The organism is Candidatus Merdisoma sp. JLR.KK006 (genome assembly GCF_036941035.1).
Classification (GTDB): domain Bacteria; phylum Bacillota; class Clostridia; order Lachnospirales; family Lachnospiraceae; genus Laedolimicola.
In genome coordinates this window covers 92,025-111,685 of record NZ_JAYMNS010000012.1, presented here as the reverse complement: position 1 = coordinate 111,685, position 19,661 = coordinate 92,025, and the positions used below count along the sequence as shown (strand labels likewise).

Genomic DNA, 19,661 nt, shown 5'->3' with positions numbered 1-19,661 from the left:
CTTTATTCCCAAATCTACATTTGTTTTGTTAGCAAAATATTATACCACCTTTTCCCTCTCCAAGATCACCCTGTCCCTATTCTATTCATTTTTGACCCCCAATTTTACATTTTAAAGCAACGAACCATAGACAAACCCCTCCCCAAACAGGCATAATAAACTAAAAGCCAAAGGAGCATCTCTATATTATGAATACATTCAATTACTACGTTGCTGAATATCTGGAATATTGTGAATGCCGGAAACGACTGGATCCGAAAACCTTAAAAGCATACCGAATCGACCTGAAACAATACGATGACTATCAGAAAACTCATTTAGAATTTTATTCCAAAGACACTGTTGACAGCTACATCACGCACTTACATAAAGCATACAAGCCCAAAACAGTAAAACGAAAAATTGCTGCATTAAAGACATTCTTCCATTATATGGAATACAAAGAACTATTAAACGAAAATCCATTCTCTAAGCTGGACATTCGTTTTCGGGAAGCAAAGCTTCTCCCTAAGACAATCCCTTTCCATTCCATACAGACATTTCTCTCGGCCCTGTACACACAAAAAGAAAAAGCAGCCTCTGAGCATCAGCTCCATTGCTGCATTCGGGATATTGCTGTGGTTGAACTTCTCTTTGCAACCGGAATACGGATATCAGAGCTCTGCTCTCTAAAACCGGCTGATATAGATTTTGAAAGCAACAGCATCTTAATCTATGGAAAAGGCGCCAAAGAACGAATTCTGCAGATTGGCAATCCGGAGGTTCTCTCTGCACTTCTTTTGTATCAGGAGACCTTTAAGACTGATATAGAAATATGCGGATATTTTTTTGTAAACAGACTGCAGCAAAAATTATCGGATCAGTCCGTCCGCTTTATGATTAACCGCTACGCCAAGCTTGCCAACATCGAGCAGCACTTAACACCACATATGTTCCGGCACTCCTTTGCAACTCTCCTGCTGGAACAGGATGTTGATATCCGATATATCCAAAGAATACTTGGGCATAGCTCTATCAGTACCACGGAAATCTATACCCATGTGTCCAATGTAAAGCAAAAGGATATTTTATTTAATAAACATCCTCGGAATTTGATGGTGGTTGGGGATTGAAAAATGCCTTACCGCTTTCCAGTGCATTGACCGCTTGGCAATTAGTCTGCTTCCCAAACGGTCAACGCACTCGTAGTCCATACTGAAATTGTCCAAACCGAATTATACATTGATTTTTCGTCTTTTACATTTCCTATAAACAAGCCCGCAGACAACACTCCCAAGCACCACACACCCAAGAATCATCAAAGCGCAATGCATAAAAAAGGTATCCGGCAGGATTGTGATCACCGGATCTGTAAAAGGATCAAAAATCCAATAATCATTGTCAAAGGCTATATGATGAAAGGTTACAAAAGCCCAATCCCAGTTCAAAGCCACCAGCAGACCAAGCACAGCAGGCAATGCCACAGCCAGAATGGAGGTGAGCTTCAGATATCTGTACTCCTTTCTGTGAATACAAAACACAATTCCCCCTATACTCAATATCACGCCTGCAATTGCCATATATTTAAAAATATTAAAAATATCACGAACCTCTTCAAAATGAATCCGCCCCGGTTCTGACATGGCAAGAGTTGGAAACTGCAGCTGGTCTTTGCCAAAAGAAAGATTATAGTCTATCAGAACATCATAATTTTCCCGGATCTCTGCTTCCGAATATCCTGACTGCTCTGAAATATCAAGGGCAGAAATATCCATATAATAGAGAGGGCGAAAAGCCAGTGTAAATACCACAGACACAGAAATAATTGTCAGCGTCAGCACAAGAGCTAACAGCGTATGAAATACAAGATTATTTTTCTTCATCACCCAATCACATCACTCATATCATACCGTCCGGCAGGCTTGCCTGCCAGAAACTTTGCCGCCTGAATAGCACCCTTTCCAAAGACAGCCCTGGAATAAGCCCGATGCTCAAAGGTAATCACCTCGTCCGTACCTGCAAAAATCACATCATGATCCCCAACAATGGTTCCGCCCCGGACTGCCGAGATCCCAAGCTCCTTTGCATCCCGCTTCTGCCGCACCTGGCTTCTGTCATAGACATATGTATAAGCTCCATCCTCCGCTTCATTGATGGCATCCGCTAAAGCAATTGCCGTTCCGCTGGGAGCATCTACCTTTTGATTATGATGCTTCTCCACAATCTCAATATCAAAGCCCGCTTCCGAGAGAACCGGAGCCGCTTCCTTCAAAAGCTTCAGAAGAAGATTAATCCCAAGTGACATATTGGCAGACTTTAGTACCGCTGTCTCCTTCGCCGCTTCCTCTACTCTGGCAAGCTGCTCCTCAGACAGCCCCGTAGTACACAGAACCACCGGAGTCTTTGCAGCCACGCAGTAGTCAAGCACTCCGTCCACCGCACCTGCATTGGAAAAATCAATCACCACATCCGCTTTCACATGGCAATCCCCAATCCTTGAAAATACCGGAAACGGATTGGACACACCGTCAAAGGCATCTACACCTGCTACAATCTCTGCCTCCGCATCATCCTTCAGAAGCCCTGCAATCATCTGTCCCATTCGGCCGTTACAGCCATGCATCAGTACCTTAATCATCTATTTAACCTCGATTCCAAAATCAATCATTGCTTTCTTCAGATTCTCTCTATGCTCCGGTTCCATCTCTGTCAAAGGCATCCGTAAAGGTCCTGCCTCCATGCCCATCAAATTTAAAGCCGCTTTCACCGGAATGGGATTCACCTCACAGAACAGCTGATCCACCAGAGGAATCGCCCGAAGCTGAATCTCCCTGCTGCCTGCAATATCTCCCTCCAGGAACTTCGCTACCATATCATGAGTCTCCTTCGGCGCCACATTGGACAATACGGAGATCACTCCCAAGCCTCCCAATGACAACAGGGGAACCACCTGATCATCATTTCCGGAATACAGCTCAATACATCCGTCCGCCAGCTCCATCAGCTTCGCCACCTGCGAAATATTTCCACTGGCTTCCTTGATTCCCACAATGTTCTCCACATTTCTTGCCAGTTCCACTGCAGTCTGAGGCTGAATGTTGCAGCCTGTCCGACTGGGCACATTATACATGATGATTGGAAGCTTTACCGAATTGGCAATCGCCGTATAGTGGGCAATCAGTCCCTTCTGCGTTGCCTTATTATAATAAGGAGTTACAATGAGCAAAGCATCCGCACCATACTTCTCCGCCTCGGTTGACAGATAGATAGCCGTCTCCGTACAATTGGATCCAGTTCCCGCAATGACCGGAACCCGGCCTGCCACATGGTCTATGGTAAACTTAATCGCCTCCAGATGCTCCTCATGCGTCAAAGTGGAAGACTCGCCCGTAGTACCGCAGATAACGATAGCATCCGTATGATTGGCAATCTGAAAGTCCAAAAGTTCCTTAAGCTTCGGGAAATTAATCTCCCTGTTTTCTTTAAATGGTGTAACAATAGCCACCGCTGCTCCTTTAAAAATAGCCATATCCTTTCCTCCTAGTATTTTAAGTTCCGTAATATCCTACCAGTGCACCTATAGTAGAACAATTTCCAGCCACAGTAGCATGTGTCTGTAAATCGTTCTGTGCACTGACAGGATATTACTGTTTCCAGTTTCATAATACAAAAGTGGGGCTGACCCTTATGAAGTCCGCCCCTAAAGAATCGCTCTTTTGCTACTGAATTCTTCCGATAGCGCCCCATCAATGTCTGATGACAGTCACATGCTTCTTCAGCATATGCCCAAGAAACCGCCTGCAGAAGGCTATTTCTTTCGGCGTCCGCCCCTTTTCCTCTCCTTCTTCTATGTCTGCCATATCCGAAGAGGTACTCTTGGAGAACGCAACCTCTATCTTTTTATCTTTAATTGTCCATATCAGCCTTACTGTATCATAAGGATATTTGATTGTCAACAAATTTCCTCTACTTCAAAGCTGCAATCTGAACCACATTATCCGCATAAGAATACAGCGAATCGCACATATTGATCCCTGTCAGTACCAGTTCCATGCTTTCGTCCTTGGCTTCCACCAAAGCCGTCAGCTCTTCCTCCGTGATAATTCCCCTGTCTACCAGTCCTAAAACCTCATCCAGAATCAATATATCACAGCCGTCTGTGCTCATCACCTTTCTGGCAAAGTTTATGCCGTTGCGGATATTCAATGCTTCTTCCTGCTGTTCCTCCGGTGATAAGGATTCATAATCCACATCCCATTTTTCAAAAGAAAATACCTTAATCTCTGGTTCCAGACGCTTGATAAACTCATCCTTTTCCTTAACCTTTCCTTTCAGGAACCGGATAATAATCACAGACTTTCCCTTGCTGGCGCCGGAAATTCCCCGGCCAATGGCTGCGGAGGTCTTTCCCTTTCCCTCACCGCAGATAATCATAATCTGTCCTTTCTCCATCCCTGCACTCCTTTCCTGCTCCCTGATAAAAGGCAGGGGCATCAGACGTCATGGTGTAATAATGTATCTATCATACACTAATTACAGGAGAATTGCAAATCTTTTAGTTTTCATCATAGTCCAGCTTACTCACAGAGACCTCATAAGCAATACGCTTTTCCGATTCTTCCTCATCTATTTTTTTCACATATTCCCGGCTCTGAATACGCCCCCAGATCTGAGCGTGACCTCCTACCTCGAAGCCCGATGCAAAACGAGCATTCCTGCCCCAGCAGATGCAGGGAATATAATCTGATTTTCCATAAGGACGGTTTACTGCAATCAGCAGATCCGCAATCTCTCTGCCAAGAGGCGTTTTCCGGTATACAGGTGTCTTACATATGTACCCATCCAGGTAAATCTGGTTGGTTTTCGCATTCTCCACCTCGTCCTCCAGAAATTCCACTTCTCTGGCAAAAACAGACAGCACCAGCCTGTTTTTCTTCTCTTCGTGTCTGTTATAAGAGCGGAACTGACCGGCAACCCGGATATATTCTCCAGTATAATCCTCCCCGATATTAATCAGCCGCTCCGAAATCATAACCGGAATCACATCAGCGGAATCACTCAGCCGCTTCACTAATACATCCATCATATAAAAGCCCTCTCCAAAGACCTCATGACTAAATGTAAATTCCGAAACAATTTCTCCGATTACCGACACTTGGTTGTTTTCAATAACCTTATCTGACATTACGCATGTTCTCCCTTCTTCTTCTTGTATTTTGGTATCTTTAAATATATATGACGCAAAAAAACACTTTAGAACCATTTTTTGGAAATTTTATAATTTTTTTATTTCCTCCCCTATTTTCCTGTTGTATTCCTCGTTAAATGTGGTAAACTGTATAAGTTAATGAAAAGAAAATGTACAAAACAGCAGCAATGAGGAAATGATTATGAAAAGAAATGATATTCGAAATATTGCAATTATTGCTCATGTAGATCACGGCAAGACTACATTGGTGGACGAGCTGCTAAAGCAAAGCGGCGTATTCCGTGCCAATCAGGCGGTTGCGGAACGGGTGATGGATTCCGGCGATATTGAGCGGGAACGCGGCATCACTATCCTTTCTAAAAACACAGCAGTTACCTACAAAGATATTAAAATCAACATTATTGACACACCAGGACATGCAGATTTCGGCGGAGAGGTGGAACGTGTCCTTAAGATGGTCAATGGCGTTATTCTGGTGGTGGATGCTTTTGAAGGCTCTATGCCCCAGACAAAATTTGTACTTCGCAAGGCACTGGAGCTGGAACTTCCGGTAATTGTCTGCATCAACAAAATTGACCGGCCGGAGGCAAGGCCCGCCGAGGTTATCGACGAGGTTCTGGAACTTCTGATGGATCTGGATGCCTCTGACGCCCAGCTTGACTGTCCATTTGTCTTTGCCTCAGCCAGAGACGGATACGCACTTCTGAATCTGGAGGATGAACCTAAGGATATGACACCTCTTTTTGAGACTATTATCAATTCCATCCCTGCTCCGGAAGGCGATCCGGACGCCGGAACTCAAGTCTTAATCAGTACCATAGATTATAATGAATATGTAGGCCGTATTGGTGTAGGCAAGGTGGACAATGGGTCCATTCGGGTAAATCAAGAGATGGTAATGGTCAATCATCATAACCCGGAACAGTGCAAAAAGGTAAAAATCAGCAAGCTCTACGAGTTTGACGGCCTGAACAAGGTGGATGTAACTGAGGCTGGTATCGGCTCCATTGTAGCCATCTCCGGCATCGCAGATATCCATATTGGGGATACCCTGTGCTCCCCGGAGCATCCCGAGCCCATCCCCTTCCAAAAGATTTCCGAGCCTACCATTGCCATGCATTTTCTGGTAAATGACAGCCCCCTTGCAGGGAAGGAAGGAAAATATGTGACATCCCGTCATCTTCGGGATCGTCTGTTCCGTGAATTGAATACGGATGTAAGCCTTCGAGTGGAGGAAACAGAAACTACAGAGTGTTTTAAAGTTTCCGGCCGCGGCGAGCTTCATTTATCTGTCTTAATAGAGAATATGCGCCGTGAGGGCTATGAATTCGCAGTAAGTAAGGCTGAGGTACTCTACCGCACAGATGAAAAAGGTCATCGCCTGGAGCCTATGGAGCGGGCTTATATTGATGTAGATGATGAGTATTCCGGCAATGTAATCCAAAAGCTGGGCGAGCGCAAGGGTGAGCTTATAAACATGAGCAGCAACGGCAGCGGTTCTACCCGCCTGGAATTTTTGATCCCTGCCCGGGGTCTTATCGGATATCGGGGAGAATTTTTGACGGATACAAAGGGAACCGGTGTATTAAATACTATTTTTGAAGGCTATGGTCCTTACAAAGGAGATATTCAGTATCGGAAACAAGGCTCTCTTATTGCTTTTGAACCAGGCGAGGCTATTACCTATGGACTTTTTAACGCTCAGGAACGGGGTTCTCTCTTTATTGGACCGGGTGAAAAGGTATATGCCGGTATGGTCATTGGTCAAAATGGCAAAGCTGAGGATATTGAACTGAATGTCTGCAAGACCAAAAAACTCACCAACACCCGATCCTCCAGCGCCGATGAGGCCCTAAAGCTGACTCCCCCAAGAATTTTAAGTCTGGAGCAGTGTCTGGAATTTATTGATACGGATGAGCTGCTGGAGATTACTCCCAAGTCTTTAAGAATCCGTAAGAAGATCCTAGATCCCACTCTTCGGAAACGTGCTAATTTTAGCAAATAGTAAAGCTTGCTTCCAGATATTTCAAAAGGGACTGCTTCAATCCCGCAGTCCCTCTTTTCTTATAATTTATATCTCTTTTCGTGGAATTTCTACAGCCTCCAAATTATCCGCTTCCAAAAATTCACTCAAGATCACAGATGCTGATGCTACCATCTCACTTTTTATATCTGCTCCCAAAACCTCAAATTCCTTGCTTAGAGATTTCCATATCAGCTTATCTGCTTTCTCTTTAATTATATTTACCATTTCCGGCCATTCCTGTTGCATTTGTCCATGGAACAAAACACACTTTGTATCATAATAATTAACCAGATTAGCTGTCATAATTGCAAAGCGATCCGTCACCTGTTCCAGATACTCCTGAACTTCCTTATCTGCATTCCTCTTTGCAATCACTTCTGAGAACGGCATGCCAAAATGCTCCTGGACACTATTCATGCTGACATAAGTCTGAAAGCAGCCATGTCTCCCGCAATCACACAGGGGACCATTCGGATCGATAATCGTATGTCCTATTTCTCCAGCAAAATTGCTGGCCCCCCTGCAAAGCCTTCCCTTTGAAATTACTGCCGCACCCACACCACTGCCTACATTAAATACAATAAAATCTGTATATTCCTTCATATCGCCAAACAAATGCTCAGCAATCGCCATTGACTTTACATTATTTTCCACAAGAACCGAACGTTTTAACTGCTTCTGCAGTTCTTCTCTGAAGTTACAATTTCCCCAGCGAAACTGAGGAGAATACTGCATAATACCTTCCGGCCATGCTACAGGCCCTGGCACACTTATTCCGATTCCTACAAGTGCCTGTTTCAGTTTCCCGTCATACCGCCCTATCAGGTCTTCTATCAATTCTACTGTCTTTCTGATGAGCATCTCCTGACTAATAGAATGATCAATTGGTCTCTCTATGCTGGCACACAGCTCTCCCTCTACGTTGACAATTCCAGCCTGAATCAATCCTCGATCCACACTTACTCCAATGGCCAGAACCCTATTCGGATTCAAGCTAAGCGAGGTTGCCTTTCTTCCGACTCCATTACTTTCCTGCCCGACTTCCTGTACAAACTGATTCTCAATAAGCTCCCCGACAATCCTGCCAATACTGGTTGGACTCAACTTCGTTATACGGGTTAGTTTTGCTTTTGTTGTCACCCTTTCACTTTTAATCAGCTTATATATCATCTTCATATTTCTTTGATGCATCAAGTCTGAATCTTGTTTCACTATGTGCCTTCCCTGCATATATCCAGTCCTTTATCCCTCATTGATAGCGCCTCTGCGCCGTTCGGCAATATTCTGAACAATGACTGCACCCAAAAGAATAAATCCCATAATAATCTGCTGCCAGTAAGTACTCACATCACCCATCATATTAATCATATTCTGAATAATGCCCCATATTAAAATTCCGGCCACCGCACCGCTGATTTTTCCTTCCCCGCCCCGAATCAATGTTCCTCCCATTACTACAGCTGCAATCGTATACATATCCCAGCCCTTTCCAGTAAAGGGAATGCCTGCATTTAACCTTGACGACATCATTATACCACCAAATCCTGCCAGTAGTCCACTGAAAATGTATAAGAGCATCTTTGTTTTGGCAACCTGAATTCCCATCATAACTGCTGATTCTTCATTTCCTCCGATAGCATATACTGCTCTCCCATATCTGGTATGCTTTGATACATAAATCGCCACTGCTGCCGTTACTACAAAAATCAAAATAGGAAATGGGATGTTCAGTATCAGACCTCTGCCCAAAAACTCAAATCCAGCGCTGTTTTCGCTGATGGCCAAGGATTTTCCATCATGCACCAGTAATGCTATACCATTAAATGCAATCATGGTTCCTAATGTCGCAATAAATGGGAGGATCTTTAAAACAGCTACAAGAAAACCATTTAATGTACCAAGAAGAAGTGCTGTAAGCGTTCCTCCTATAATCGCTGCTGCCGTTCCATAAGGAGACAAAAAAGCTGCTACCATACTGCATACTGCTGCAATACCTCCCACTGATAAATCTTTACATCCTGCAATGATAATAAAATTTACTCCTATAGTTGCCAGTCCCAGCATACTGACCTGACGAAGCAGATTCAATATGTTGCTGACAGACAGAAAATTTTTCCCGTTTAATATAGTGGAAACTACGGCTAAAAGAAATAAAGCCATCCAGGAACCATTTTTTGCGAAAAAATTTTTCCCATTCCATTTTTTCTCCATTTTTCCTCCTATTCCAATCCGCATCCTTATCAGCCTGCCAGATGCTGATTTAAAATTTTGTTCATGATATTTCTTTAACCGGATTATGCTTTAGATTCCCTTCTCATATACAAAGAGAAAAGAATAATAAATGCTTTCACAATATTCGAAATCTCATACGGAATGTTATTCATATTAATTGTCATAGTAATGAGAATCATTGTCATAACACCAAAAAATGTTCCTATTATATTTGGTTTTCCACCATCTAATGATGTTCCTCCTATAGCTGTTGCTGCAATCGCATCTACCTCATATAAATCGCCTACAATACTCGGGTCCACTGCTCCGCTTCTGGCTGCTTCCAAAACTCCTGCTAATGCAGACATTACTCCCGACAGCATATATACCAGAACTGTTATTCCCACAATACGGACTCCTGCCAGAAACGCTGCCTTCTCATTGTCTCCAATAGCTTCCACATAGCTTCCAAGTGCCATCTTTTTTGCCAAAATCCAGCCTACAGCCAAAATAATGCCTACATAAATAATCTGGATTGGTACTCCTCCCTGAAATCGATGCAGTCCCAGAGACGATAGGATGCTGTTTGTAATTGGAATGCTCTTTCCCTCACTGACAAAAATAGCAAATCCTCTCAAAATCATCTGCATAACAATGGTAAGTATAATTGGCTGAATCCCCATTTTTGAAACCATAAATCCGTTAAAAATTCCTATTATTGCACCAATCAAAAGAATCACTCCAATTGCTGCAAGAACAGGATATCCCAGCTGCAGCATGCGAGCCAGAATAATAGAACAGAATGCCAGCGTTGAGCCTACGGACAGGTCAATTCCTGATGTTCCAATTACAAAAGTCATTCCCACAGAAATATACATAATCGGCGTCATTTGAGCAATAATGTTCCACATAGTTGAAACATTTACAAAGTTAGGTGTAAAAACTGCATTCACCAAAACCAGAAGCAGGAATACTGCAACCGCGCCATATTTTTGGAAAAATAGAGAAACCGTATCTATCTTCCAGATTTTCTTCATCACAATTCCCCTCCTGCCTCAATTATATTTTCTCCGGCAATCATATGCAGAAGATTTTCAGAAGTAATGTCTTGTCCGGAAAGTTCACCAAATACAGTACCTTCCCGAAGGACTGCTATCCGATCACATCCGCGAACCAATTCTTCAATCTCCGAAGATATATACAGAACACTGATACCCTCCCCAGCCAGCTGTTGTATGAGTTTCTCAATCTCTGATTTTGCTCCTACATCAATTCCCCTTGTAGGCTCATCTAATATAATCAGCCTTGGCTTTCCTGCCAGCCACCGGGCCAGAATTACTTTCTGCTGATTTCCACCGCTCAAAGAGCGCACCACAGTTCCCCTGGTGGGCGTTTTGATATTGATTCTTTTGATATATTCTTCAACAATCTCTTTCTTTTTCTTTTTTTTAACAAATCCTGCCCGAAGCAGACTTTGCAGAATTGATATGGTTAAATTATCTTCTACGGACATACCTAAAAATACACCTTCGGTTTTCCGATCCTCCGGACAGTACACAACTCCCTTCTCAATAGATTTTTTCACATTTGGAGAATGAACTTTTTCTCCATCAATCAGTACATCTCCATCATAAGCGGTATCTTCTCCAAAAATAATTTTGGCAAGTTCGGTCCTTCCGGAGCCCAAAAGTCCTGCAAGCCCTACAATCTCGCCTTCCCGAATTTTTAAGTTTACACCGTTTAGCTTTGTCTTTTTTCGAATATCTTTTACCTCACACATAACAGGCTTCTGTTCCCAATCTATCCGATACTGCTTTCTCTGCCCGATGATCTCAGCCGCATCCCTGCCAATCATCTTTGATACCAGCATGTGGTGATTCATTTCACTCATATCATAGGTGCCAACCAATTCTCCATCCTTTAAAACAGTCACGGAATCGCAGATCTGAAACAGTTCATCCATACGATGACTCACAAAAATAACAGCAATTCCCCGCTCCTTCAGATTTCGAATCACATCAAAGAGGCGCTCCACCTCTCTTTTATCCAATGATGATGTAGCTTCATCCATAATAAACAGTTTGGCATCTGTCTGAAGAGCACGTGCAATAGCCACCATCTGCTGCAAAGCTGTGCTCAATTGATTGATCTTCTGTGTGACATCTAAAGAGATTCCCAGATCCTGCAAAGCCTCTTGCGCTTTTTTCTTTACCTGTTCCCAATCAATCTTTCCGTGCTTTGTGGGTTCTTTTCCAATATAGATATTTTCTGCCACCGACAGATATGGAATTAAATTAATCTCCTGATATATGGTGCTTACACCCATTTTCTGCATCTCGATTGCCGATTTGGAATGTACCTGTTTTCCGTCAAATTCGATCTCTCCTTCTTCAAACTGGTAAATTCCTGTAAGTATCTTGATAAGTGTAGATTTTCCTGCACCATTTTCTCCCATTAAAGCCCGGATTTCTCCTTTTTTTACTTCCATGGATACATGAGACAGAGCTTTTACTCCCGGAAATTGTTTGGATACATCCCGTATTCGAAGCACTGTGCTTTCTGCCATATCGTTGCCCCCTTTTTGTATAGACGGCAGGGCGCTAAAAGCACCCCGCCGTGTTTTGAGCTCTTTCTTAAAATGCTCTCTCTAATGCCGTATCAATGTTTGTTATATCAAAAACCATATCATCACTGATAATTTCCGTAGGAACACTCTCTCCATTTTCCAACTTCTTAATTACATCTACTACTCCAGGACCAAAATGTGCGTTACACTCTACGATACATCCAATTTCTCCTGTTTTTATCGCCTCTACGGCTTCCTTTGTTCCATCTACGCCAATAAAAATGATATCTTCACCCGGTTTAAGCCCTGCTGCCTTTGCTGACTGGATCGCTCCCAGAGTCATATCATCATTGTCCGCATAAACTGCTGTAATTTCGTCTCCATGTGCCTGCAGAATATTTTCGAATACCTTCTGGGCTTCCGCACGCATAAAGTTTGCTGTCTGTGATGCAATAATTTTCATATCCGGATAATCTTCCAATACTTTCTGGAATCCTTCCCGCCTGTCAATACCCGATGTAGCTCCAGGTGTTCCTTCCAGCACTACAATATTTGCCTTTCCTTCTGTTGCCTCTGCCAGCCATTTTGCTGCTGCTTCACCTTCCCATACGCAGTCTGACTGGAGGCAGGTAACATAGTCCACGCCCGCTTCTCCATTCGCCAGTCTGTCTACTAAAATGACCGGAATACCGGCAGCCTTCGCTGCTTCTAAGGCAGTTGAAAGTCCCTCTGCTTCTCTGGGAGCAATTACCAAATAATCTGGCTTCTGGGATATCAAATCTTCAATATCCGATACCTGTTTCTCCGTTGATGCCTGTGCATCCGTGAAAAGAAGCTCCCAGCCCTCTGCAGTAACAGATTCCCGAATACTCTCTGTTTCAGCAATTTTAAAACCTCCTACATTATCTGTCTGGGAAAACGCTATAACAAGCTTGTCACCATTTCCAACTGTTTCTTCCTGTGGGGTCACTTCCGCTTCCTGCTGGTTCTCTGCTTCTGGCACCTCTGCAGCTTTTTCTGCCTCTGTGGAACACCCTGCCATCAATACTGCCAGAATCCCCGCCAATACTACTGATAATACTTTTTTTCTGTTTCTCATTTCTTTTCCTCCTTTAATTTATTGCTTTTTCATAGCTTTTCTTTTATTAAAAAAGAAAGGCCTTAACAACCCAAGTGTGTTCGACATAGGAAGCACTTCCGGCTTCATAAAAATGCCGATCTTCTGTTCTATATACTCTCTCCGCTTCTGCATCCTATTCCACATATCAGGATATTTCTTCCGGATTTCCTCTCGAAGCTCTTTATCTGCCAATAAAATTCCATCCTCCAGATTGGATGTAAAATACGGAGAAATACTGTCCGGAATAATATCCAGCTGCAGAATCTGACCACTTTTCAGCAAAATATCGGATCCCGGATAAATAGGTGATGCCAGCCATTCCTCTGTTCCTGTCAAATGTCCCGGATTCAATACCCAGCCAAATTTTTTCTGGGGAAAAATCTTTTCTACCAGGTCATACATAGCACCCCCGCTGATTCCGATTCCGATCTGCTCCAGCCATGATACAGCTGTGGCAAAATATGGTTTTACTATCTTCTCCAGATAGTCCCTAACATCTTCCCTAAGCTGTTCTTCTTCCTCTACCGCATATCCTGCTCTGCAGGTCAATCCGCCCCGCAGACTAAATGAGAAGTTAATTACATCTCCCATCTGGATTTTTCTGGAACCGGGACTGGTCAGGCTGACCGCCGTCCGCTCTCCGGAAGCAAACATCACATGGCTGGTCATGGGAAGGCCCATCGGTGACAAAACCTCTGCCAGTTCTTGTCCGCTCTTTCCTGGTTCCATGGCATCAAGTGCATCCAGCATTTTATTTGAGGTCAGCGCAGCTCCATATTCAAAATATGAAATCTGCTCTGCTTCATTTACTGTGCGGAGTCCGTCTCTTGGATGAATAAAAATTCCGTTCGCATCTGTCAGACAATGGATGCCCTCCGTTTGGTTTGAGAGTTCCTTGATCAGATACCATGGAATGTCCAGATAACCATTAGTACCCTCATGCTCCGGAAACAGCTTCCATCCACAGACTCCAATTCGATCTCCCTTCTTGATACCGGATTCTTTTAATATTACATCTAACCGGCTGGATTCTCTGAAGGGCTGATTCGGTAGGGAAAAAACTTGATATAAATGTGGTATAACCGGAATTTTGGAAAGTACATGCAGGCTGTAACATTCATTTCCCAGGATTACATGACAATTTCCTTCCATTGGAACAATTAAAGCGGCTTCTTCATATCTTGGATCATAACCGCACAAATACTCAAAGTTTCCGCAGTGTTCTTTGTCTGCATATATAAATAGAAAATCCAGCTTTTCTTCCTGCATCCGCTCCCGAACCTTTTGAATTCTCCTCTCATAAACAGATTTTGGGACTTCGGGAAATTCCATTCCTATCCACTTTTCAGGATTTTTTACTTCCCCGTATATAATTTGATCTGCTGTTGTAATGTTCACCTTATTCCTCCTCATATCCGCACCAGTCCATACACTGACATGCAATAATCTTTGTATATTCCACAAGCTGCCAGATACTGCACCGTTCATTATCATTATGAGCTAATGCGGGATTTCCCGGTCCAAAGTTAACCGTTGGAATGCCTGCCAGCTTCTGCGGCCATTCATTATCTGTATGGAATTCCGAGCCGGTCAATGTTATTTCTGGCGTAATTTCTTTTGCTGTCCTCATAAAAGCGTCTACAAACGGATGCTCCCTGGGTACCTCGCCACAATTTGCTTCCAAAATCCAGGTTACCTTAGGTGGATGTTCTCTCATCCATGGATCACTGGCAGCTACTTTTGCAATATACTCTTCAAATTCTCTTTTTGTAACCGTTCCAAGGCCATTTTCATCTGTCTCATGAGGAAGAACCTGGAGATTATAACTGAGAACACATCGATCCGGATAGCTGGAATGATGGTGTCCACCCTGGATTTTGGAAAGTTTTGCCTGGCAAGGCAACCTTAACAGCTCATGATTTTTATCCGGTCTGGACTCCCAATCTTTGTTTAATTCTTCAATTGCGTCAGCCAGATGAAATGCTTTTTCAATGGCACTTACAACGCCACCCTGGCTCCAATGAGGCTGTGTAACCTCCAGATGTCCTGTCTTTCCATAAACCTCTACATCTACCCAAAGGATTCCTCTGCACAAAAGGCTCAGTTGCAGGTTTGTAGGTTCACCCATAATGGCTGCATCTGCAAAAATGCCTTCTTTTCTCAAAAATTCAGAAAAGGCCAGCATGCCTGTTCCTCCAGTTTCTTCTCCAACAATGCTCCCAAACCAGATATCACCTTTCAGCTTTACATGATTTTCCTGTATTGCCTTCATTGCTATGAGCATTCCTGCTATTCCACCCAGCATATCTACAGTTCCTCTGCCATAAAGGAAACCTTTTGCCTCCTGTCCCTCAAACGGTGGATAATCCCACTTTTCAGGATTTTCAACCGGAACAACATCTGCATGTCCAACCAGCATTAGAGATCTTTTTTCCCCTGTGTTATTTCCCTCTATTCGGGTATAAACATTTTCTCTTTCCGTAAAATCAATTTGATCCGTGTAACCCGTTACAAATCCGGGCATTCCCCGATATGCTTCCAGCTGTGATAAATCTACCGGCACGGAATTCACACAAAGCCCCATATCCTGAATAACCTGCCCAACGATCTTCTGGACTTCTTTTTCATTTTCCGTTTCAGATAGCGCTCCATTAACCGGCCTAGATTTTACCATGCTTCTAAGCAATTCTACTAGCTGCTCCTGATTGGATTCAATCCATCTTAACACCTCATTTTTTTTATTATGACTCCCCATAATATCCTCCTTTCATTATTTATTCCACTGAAGTTAATAATAGAGTAACACAATAACTTGGATATTTCAACTAAATTCTAGGTTAATAATAACCAAATTTTTGATGTAAATACTAGTAATAGTAGCCAAAAAAGTATTTATTTATTCCAATTATTATAAATTATAAAATCATAAAATGATCCCTTTTCTTTGTTTCCTTTTTTCCCTCTTTATGGTATAATAAAAATTCCAGGAGGTAAAAAATGAAAGACCAGAGACATAAACGTAAAGAAATCTATTCCGTTCTCATGGTTTCCAATACCAATGGAAAAAGCAGACAATTTCAGGTATCTGCTTTTACGCTCCGGTTTTGTGCTGCTTTTGTTATTTTTCTCTGCCTTGTCATAGGCTGGCTTATCTACCAGGCTTCAGTGGCAGACGGGGCCCAGCAGGTTCTGCGTCAGGAAGCGGCCTCCTTGAAAGAGCAGCTTCAGCAGCTTGAGACGGAAAAGGAAGCATTGACAAAGGATAAACTGACACTTGCAGCAGAGAATGAAGCACTGCAGCGGCAGGTTGAGGCAGCAGAGGCACCGGAAGAAGTTCCTGAAGAAGAGACAAGCGAAGAGGAAGAAGAAGAGTCCCCAGTTCCTGACCTCTATCCTTCCGATGGTGTAGGCATGCAGAAAACTTCCTATTCTGACGAGCAGCCTTACATCTCCATCAGCGCCTATACGGATGCCCATATTGTAGCTGCCGGGAACGGAACTGTGACAGCCGTTAGCTCCGATGATACCTATGCCCATATTATTGAGGTAGAGCATGAAGGCGGCTATACAACTCGTTACCTGCTTCATCAGGATGCGGAAGTGAATACGGAAGAAGGCGCTCAGGTTCAGGCCGGCGACAGTTTGATGACCATTACATCGGATGACTGTCAGCTGGATTATCAAGTTCTCTTAAATGGAGAACCCATTGATCCGCTGACCATAATCGATGCAAAAGGATAAAACAGCAATATCTGCCAGTGTATGGCTGGTTCATGCACTGGAAGGATTCTGTGTAATTAAGTTAAGGAGGATTTTATCATGTTAGGAAAAAGCAAACCCACCCCCACTACCACTACGGTAGAAACTCAAACAGCAAAGATCGGTACCATCATCGGTCCCGGCGCAATCTTTAAGGGTGATATCTCAGCTCCGGAGGCCATCCGGATCGACGGTACCTTAACCGGTAATTGTGACTGCAAAGCAAATCTGATTCTTGGTACGGAAGGACAAATTAAGGGAAATATTAGAGCTCAGAATGTGATTCTTTCCGGTAAGGTTGTAGGAGATGTCGCTGCTTCCGGTAAGCTGGAGCTGCTTGCTACCGGAAAATTGTCCGGCAATATCACAGCACGCTCCCTTGTCATTGACGAGGATGCTTTCTTTGACGGCAGATGCGCCATGGTAACTAACCATGCCGCCGCTCTGGAGCTTGAAGAGGAAGAACCGCCTAAAGCAGAAGACAAGACAGAGACAGAGGCAAAGTCCAACAGCAAGTCCGATGATCTGGACAAATACTAAATCAACTACTGGGCATTTCTGAAAATTCTTACATAAGCCTTTAAAAGGACAGCGGCTGATAGCCTTGGCTATAAACTACTGTCCTTTTTCATTCCTGCAAAACAGCAAGTCAGGGCAGATTACACCTCAAAAAGCAGATCCCCATAAGAGGGCATAGGCCACATATCTTTTGCAACCAGCATCTCCAGCTTATCCACCGGCTGGCGCAGATCCCCCATGGCCGGAACCACCACATCCTGAAAATATACAGCCCTGGTTCTTCCCTCCTTTTTCCCCTGAGAAGCATCTGTTACCTCCATAAGCTTTCTTAAAGCGGCCTTTGTGGCTGCCAGAAGAGAGGAACACTCCTTTAAAAGTTCGATCTGTACACTGATGTTCGCCTCACCGCAGGCCTCCCGTATCTGATTTATGGAGGTCGCAAGTGCTGTGGTATACTGCAAAACAGACGGAATAATATGCTTGCTTGCAATATCAATCATAGCTCTGGACTCAATATTGATAGCCTTGGCATAGGTCTCATATTGAATCTCCGCTCGGGACTGAAGCTCTGCCCGAGTGAATACCCCAAACTTTTCAAATAGCTCTATGGTCTTCTCCTCTGTCAAAACCGGAATCGAATCTACCATCGTCTTAATATTGGGCAGCCCCCGCCGCCTGGCTTCCTCAACCCATTCTTCCGAATATCCATTCCCATTAAAGACAATCCGCTGATGATCGGAAGCATATTTCTTAATCAGATCATGGACTGCCAAATCAAAATCTTTTGCCTGCTCCAAGTATTCACTTGCCTCTGAAAATGCCTGTGCCACAATGGTATTGAGTACTACATTAGGCGCCGCGATAGAATCTCTGGAGCCTACCATGCGGAACTCAAACTTGTTGCCCGTAAAGGCGAAGGGCGAAGTGCGGTTGCGGTCTGTTGCATCCTTTGCAAAATCCGGAAGCGTCCGGACTCCCGTGTGAAGATGACCGCCTTTCAAACTATGTGTGGCCTCACCTGTACTGATAAGCTGAGAAAGCACATCTTCAAGCTGCTCTCCCAGATAAACTGAGATAATAGCCGGCGGTGCCTCGCTTGCCCCTAGCCGGTGATCATTGCCCACATCTGCGGCGGATTCCCGAAGCAATGCCGCATGATTATCTACAGCCTTCAAAATACAAGTTAAAATCAGCAAAAACTGAATATTTTCATGGGGTGTCCGTCCTGGATCCAGCAAATTGATTCCATCATCCGTAGTTAGAGACCAGTTGTTATGCTTTCCTGAGCCGTTTACGCCGGCAAAAGGCTTCTCATGAAGCAGACACTGTAATCCGTGCTGGTAGGCAACCTTTTTCAGTGTCTCCATAACGAGCTGATTGTGATCTACTGCCACATTGCATTCTGCATAGATGGGTGCAAGCTCATGCTGTCCGGGAGCTACCTCATTGTGCTGTGTCTTTGCCGATACTCCAAGCTTCCACAGCTCCCGGTTCACATCCTCCATAAAGTCTGCAATCCGTTCCCGGATAACACCAAAATAATGATCATCCAGTTCCTGTCCCTTAGGCGGCATAGCCCCAAACAATGTTCGTCCGGTGAACACCAAATCCTTACGTTTTAAATATTTCTCTCTATCTACCAGAAAGTATTCCTGCTCCGCTCCCACGGAAGGCGTTACCCTGTGAGAAGTTTCATTGCCAAAAAGGCGGAGCAGCCGAAGGGCCTGCTTGCTGACAGCCTCCATGGAACGCAGAAGGGGTGTCTTCTGATCCAGCGCCTCACCTTTATAGGAACAAAATGCCGTAGGAATATACAAAATCGCTCTGGAACCATCCGCATCCTTTTTTACAAAGGCCGGTGAAGTGCAGTCCCAGGCCGTATAGCCTCTTGCCTCGAAGGTTGCCCTTAAGCCTCCTGAGGGAAAAGAAGAAGCATCCGGTTCCCCCTTTACCAGCTCCTTTCCGGAAAACTCCATAAGAACCTTTCCATCAGTTTTGGGCGCTGAGAGAAAGGCATCATGCTTTTCTGCTGTAGCCCCTGTCAAAGGCTGAAACCAGTGAGAATAATGAGTTGCACCCTGTTCAATAGCCCACTCCTTCATCTCATGAGCCACCACGTCAGCTACCGCCAGATCCAGCTCTTTTCCTTCCTGAATCGTCAGCTTCAGCTCCCGGTAAATCTTTTTCGGCAGACGCTCCTGCATCACTGTGTCATTAAATACATTTTCTCCGAATATTTTAGATATATTTGTTTTCTCTGCCATCATTGTCT

17 protein-coding genes and 1 riboswitch are annotated in these 19,661 nt (G+C 43.9%); of the genes, 4 read left to right on the top strand and 13 right to left on the bottom strand.

Features of this window, described 5'->3' with window-relative positions:
- Window positions 1-188 precede the first annotated feature (188 nt).
- Window positions 189-1,112, top strand: a complete 924-nt coding sequence (locus VSQ61_RS11475; RefSeq protein ID WP_334344565.1) for a tyrosine-type recombinase/integrase — start codon at window positions 189-191, stop codon at window positions 1,110-1,112.
- 102 nt (window positions 1,113-1,214) lie between these two features.
- Here the strand turns inward: VSQ61_RS11475 and VSQ61_RS11470 are convergent, their stop codons facing one another.
- The 5 genes from VSQ61_RS11470 to VSQ61_RS11450 all read right to left on the bottom strand — a co-directional run bounded on the left by VSQ61_RS11470 (window position 1,215) and on the right by VSQ61_RS11450 (window position 5,164).
- Window positions 1,215-1,862 (bottom strand): TIGR01906 family membrane protein, encoded by a 648-nt coding sequence (locus tag VSQ61_RS11470; RefSeq protein ID WP_334344564.1) that lies wholly within the window; start codon window positions 1,860-1,862, stop codon window positions 1,215-1,217.
- Window positions 1,862-2,617: a 4-hydroxy-tetrahydrodipicolinate reductase gene (gene dapB / locus VSQ61_RS11465; RefSeq protein WP_334344563.1), complete on the bottom strand. Its 756-nt coding sequence runs from the start codon at window positions 2,615-2,617 to the stop codon at window positions 1,862-1,864. The genes VSQ61_RS11470 and dapB overlap by 1 nt, the downstream gene beginning before the upstream one ends.
- Window positions 2,618-3,508, bottom strand: a complete 891-nt coding sequence (gene dapA, locus VSQ61_RS11460; protein WP_334344562.1) for a 4-hydroxy-tetrahydrodipicolinate synthase — start codon at window positions 3,506-3,508, stop codon at window positions 2,618-2,620.
- A 199-nt stretch (window positions 3,509-3,707) separates the two neighbouring features.
- Window positions 3,708-3,882: riboswitch (Lysine riboswitch) on the bottom strand.
- Window positions 3,883-3,945: 63 nt separating this feature from the next.
- Complete coding sequence (locus VSQ61_RS11455; protein WP_334344561.1) at window positions 3,946-4,431, bottom strand: cob(I)yrinic acid a,c-diamide adenosyltransferase; 486 nt, start codon at window positions 4,429-4,431, stop codon at window positions 3,946-3,948.
- Between the two features lie 103 nt (window positions 4,432-4,534).
- The gene (locus VSQ61_RS11450; protein WP_334344560.1) at window positions 4,535-5,164 is read right to left on the bottom strand and encodes a single-stranded DNA-binding protein; all 630 of its coding nucleotides are present in this window, start codon (window positions 5,162-5,164) and stop codon (window positions 4,535-4,537) included.
- Window positions 5,165-5,363: 199 nt separating this feature from the next.
- Here VSQ61_RS11450 and typA point away from each other — a divergent pair, with 199 nt between their 5' ends.
- Entirely contained in the window at window positions 5,364-7,193 is a 1,830-nt protein-coding gene (typA, locus tag VSQ61_RS11445; protein ID WP_334344559.1) for a translational GTPase TypA, read from the top strand.
- A 66-nt stretch (window positions 7,194-7,259) separates the two neighbouring features.
- Here typA and VSQ61_RS11440 read toward each other — a convergent pair whose 3' ends face one another.
- The 7 genes from VSQ61_RS11440 to VSQ61_RS11410 all read right to left on the bottom strand — a co-directional run bounded on the left by VSQ61_RS11440 (window position 7,260) and on the right by VSQ61_RS11410 (window position 15,866).
- Complete coding sequence (locus VSQ61_RS11440; RefSeq protein WP_334344558.1) at window positions 7,260-8,426, bottom strand: ROK family protein; 1,167 nt, start codon at window positions 8,424-8,426, stop codon at window positions 7,260-7,262.
- 30 nt (window positions 8,427-8,456) lie between these two features.
- Complete coding sequence (locus VSQ61_RS11435) at window positions 8,457-9,425, bottom strand: ABC transporter permease (RefSeq protein ID WP_334344557.1); 969 nt, start codon at window positions 9,423-9,425, stop codon at window positions 8,457-8,459.
- 83 nt (window positions 9,426-9,508) lie between these two features.
- Window positions 9,509-10,462, bottom strand: a complete 954-nt coding sequence (locus tag VSQ61_RS11430) for an ABC transporter permease (protein WP_334344566.1) — start codon at window positions 10,460-10,462, stop codon at window positions 9,509-9,511.
- Window positions 10,462-11,991: a sugar ABC transporter ATP-binding protein gene (locus VSQ61_RS11425; RefSeq protein WP_334344556.1), complete on the bottom strand. Its 1,530-nt coding sequence runs from the start codon at window positions 11,989-11,991 to the stop codon at window positions 10,462-10,464. The genes VSQ61_RS11430 and VSQ61_RS11425 overlap by 1 nt, the downstream gene beginning before the upstream one ends.
- A 67-nt stretch (window positions 11,992-12,058) precedes the next feature.
- Window positions 12,059-13,090 (bottom strand): ABC transporter substrate-binding protein, encoded by a 1,032-nt coding sequence (locus VSQ61_RS11420; RefSeq protein ID WP_334344555.1) that lies wholly within the window; start codon window positions 13,088-13,090, stop codon window positions 12,059-12,061.
- An 18-nt stretch (window positions 13,091-13,108) separates the two neighbouring features.
- Window positions 13,109-14,509, bottom strand: coding sequence for an aminopeptidase P family N-terminal domain-containing protein (locus tag VSQ61_RS11415; RefSeq protein WP_334344554.1), 1,401 nt, complete (start codon window positions 14,507-14,509; stop codon window positions 13,109-13,111).
- Window position 14,510: 1 nt separating this feature from the next.
- Window positions 14,511-15,866: an ArgE/DapE family deacylase gene (locus VSQ61_RS11410; RefSeq protein WP_334344553.1), complete on the bottom strand. Its 1,356-nt coding sequence runs from the start codon at window positions 15,864-15,866 to the stop codon at window positions 14,511-14,513.
- A 242-nt stretch (window positions 15,867-16,108) separates the two neighbouring features.
- Between VSQ61_RS11410 and VSQ61_RS11405 the strand changes: the two genes are divergently transcribed.
- Entirely contained in the window at window positions 16,109-16,852 is a 744-nt protein-coding gene (locus VSQ61_RS11405; RefSeq protein WP_334344552.1) for a peptidoglycan DD-metalloendopeptidase family protein, read from the top strand.
- A 78-nt stretch (window positions 16,853-16,930) separates the two neighbouring features.
- A complete protein-coding gene (locus VSQ61_RS11400) occupies window positions 16,931-17,410 on the top strand; it encodes a bactofilin family protein (protein ID WP_334344551.1) in 480 nt (159 codons plus the stop codon).
- A 119-nt stretch (window positions 17,411-17,529) separates the two neighbouring features.
- Here the strand turns inward: VSQ61_RS11400 and VSQ61_RS11395 are convergent, their stop codons facing one another.
- Window positions 17,530-19,653, bottom strand: coding sequence for a glutamine synthetase III family protein (locus tag VSQ61_RS11395; RefSeq protein WP_334344550.1), 2,124 nt, complete (start codon window positions 19,651-19,653; stop codon window positions 17,530-17,532).
- Between the last annotated feature and the right edge of the window lie 8 nt (window positions 19,654-19,661).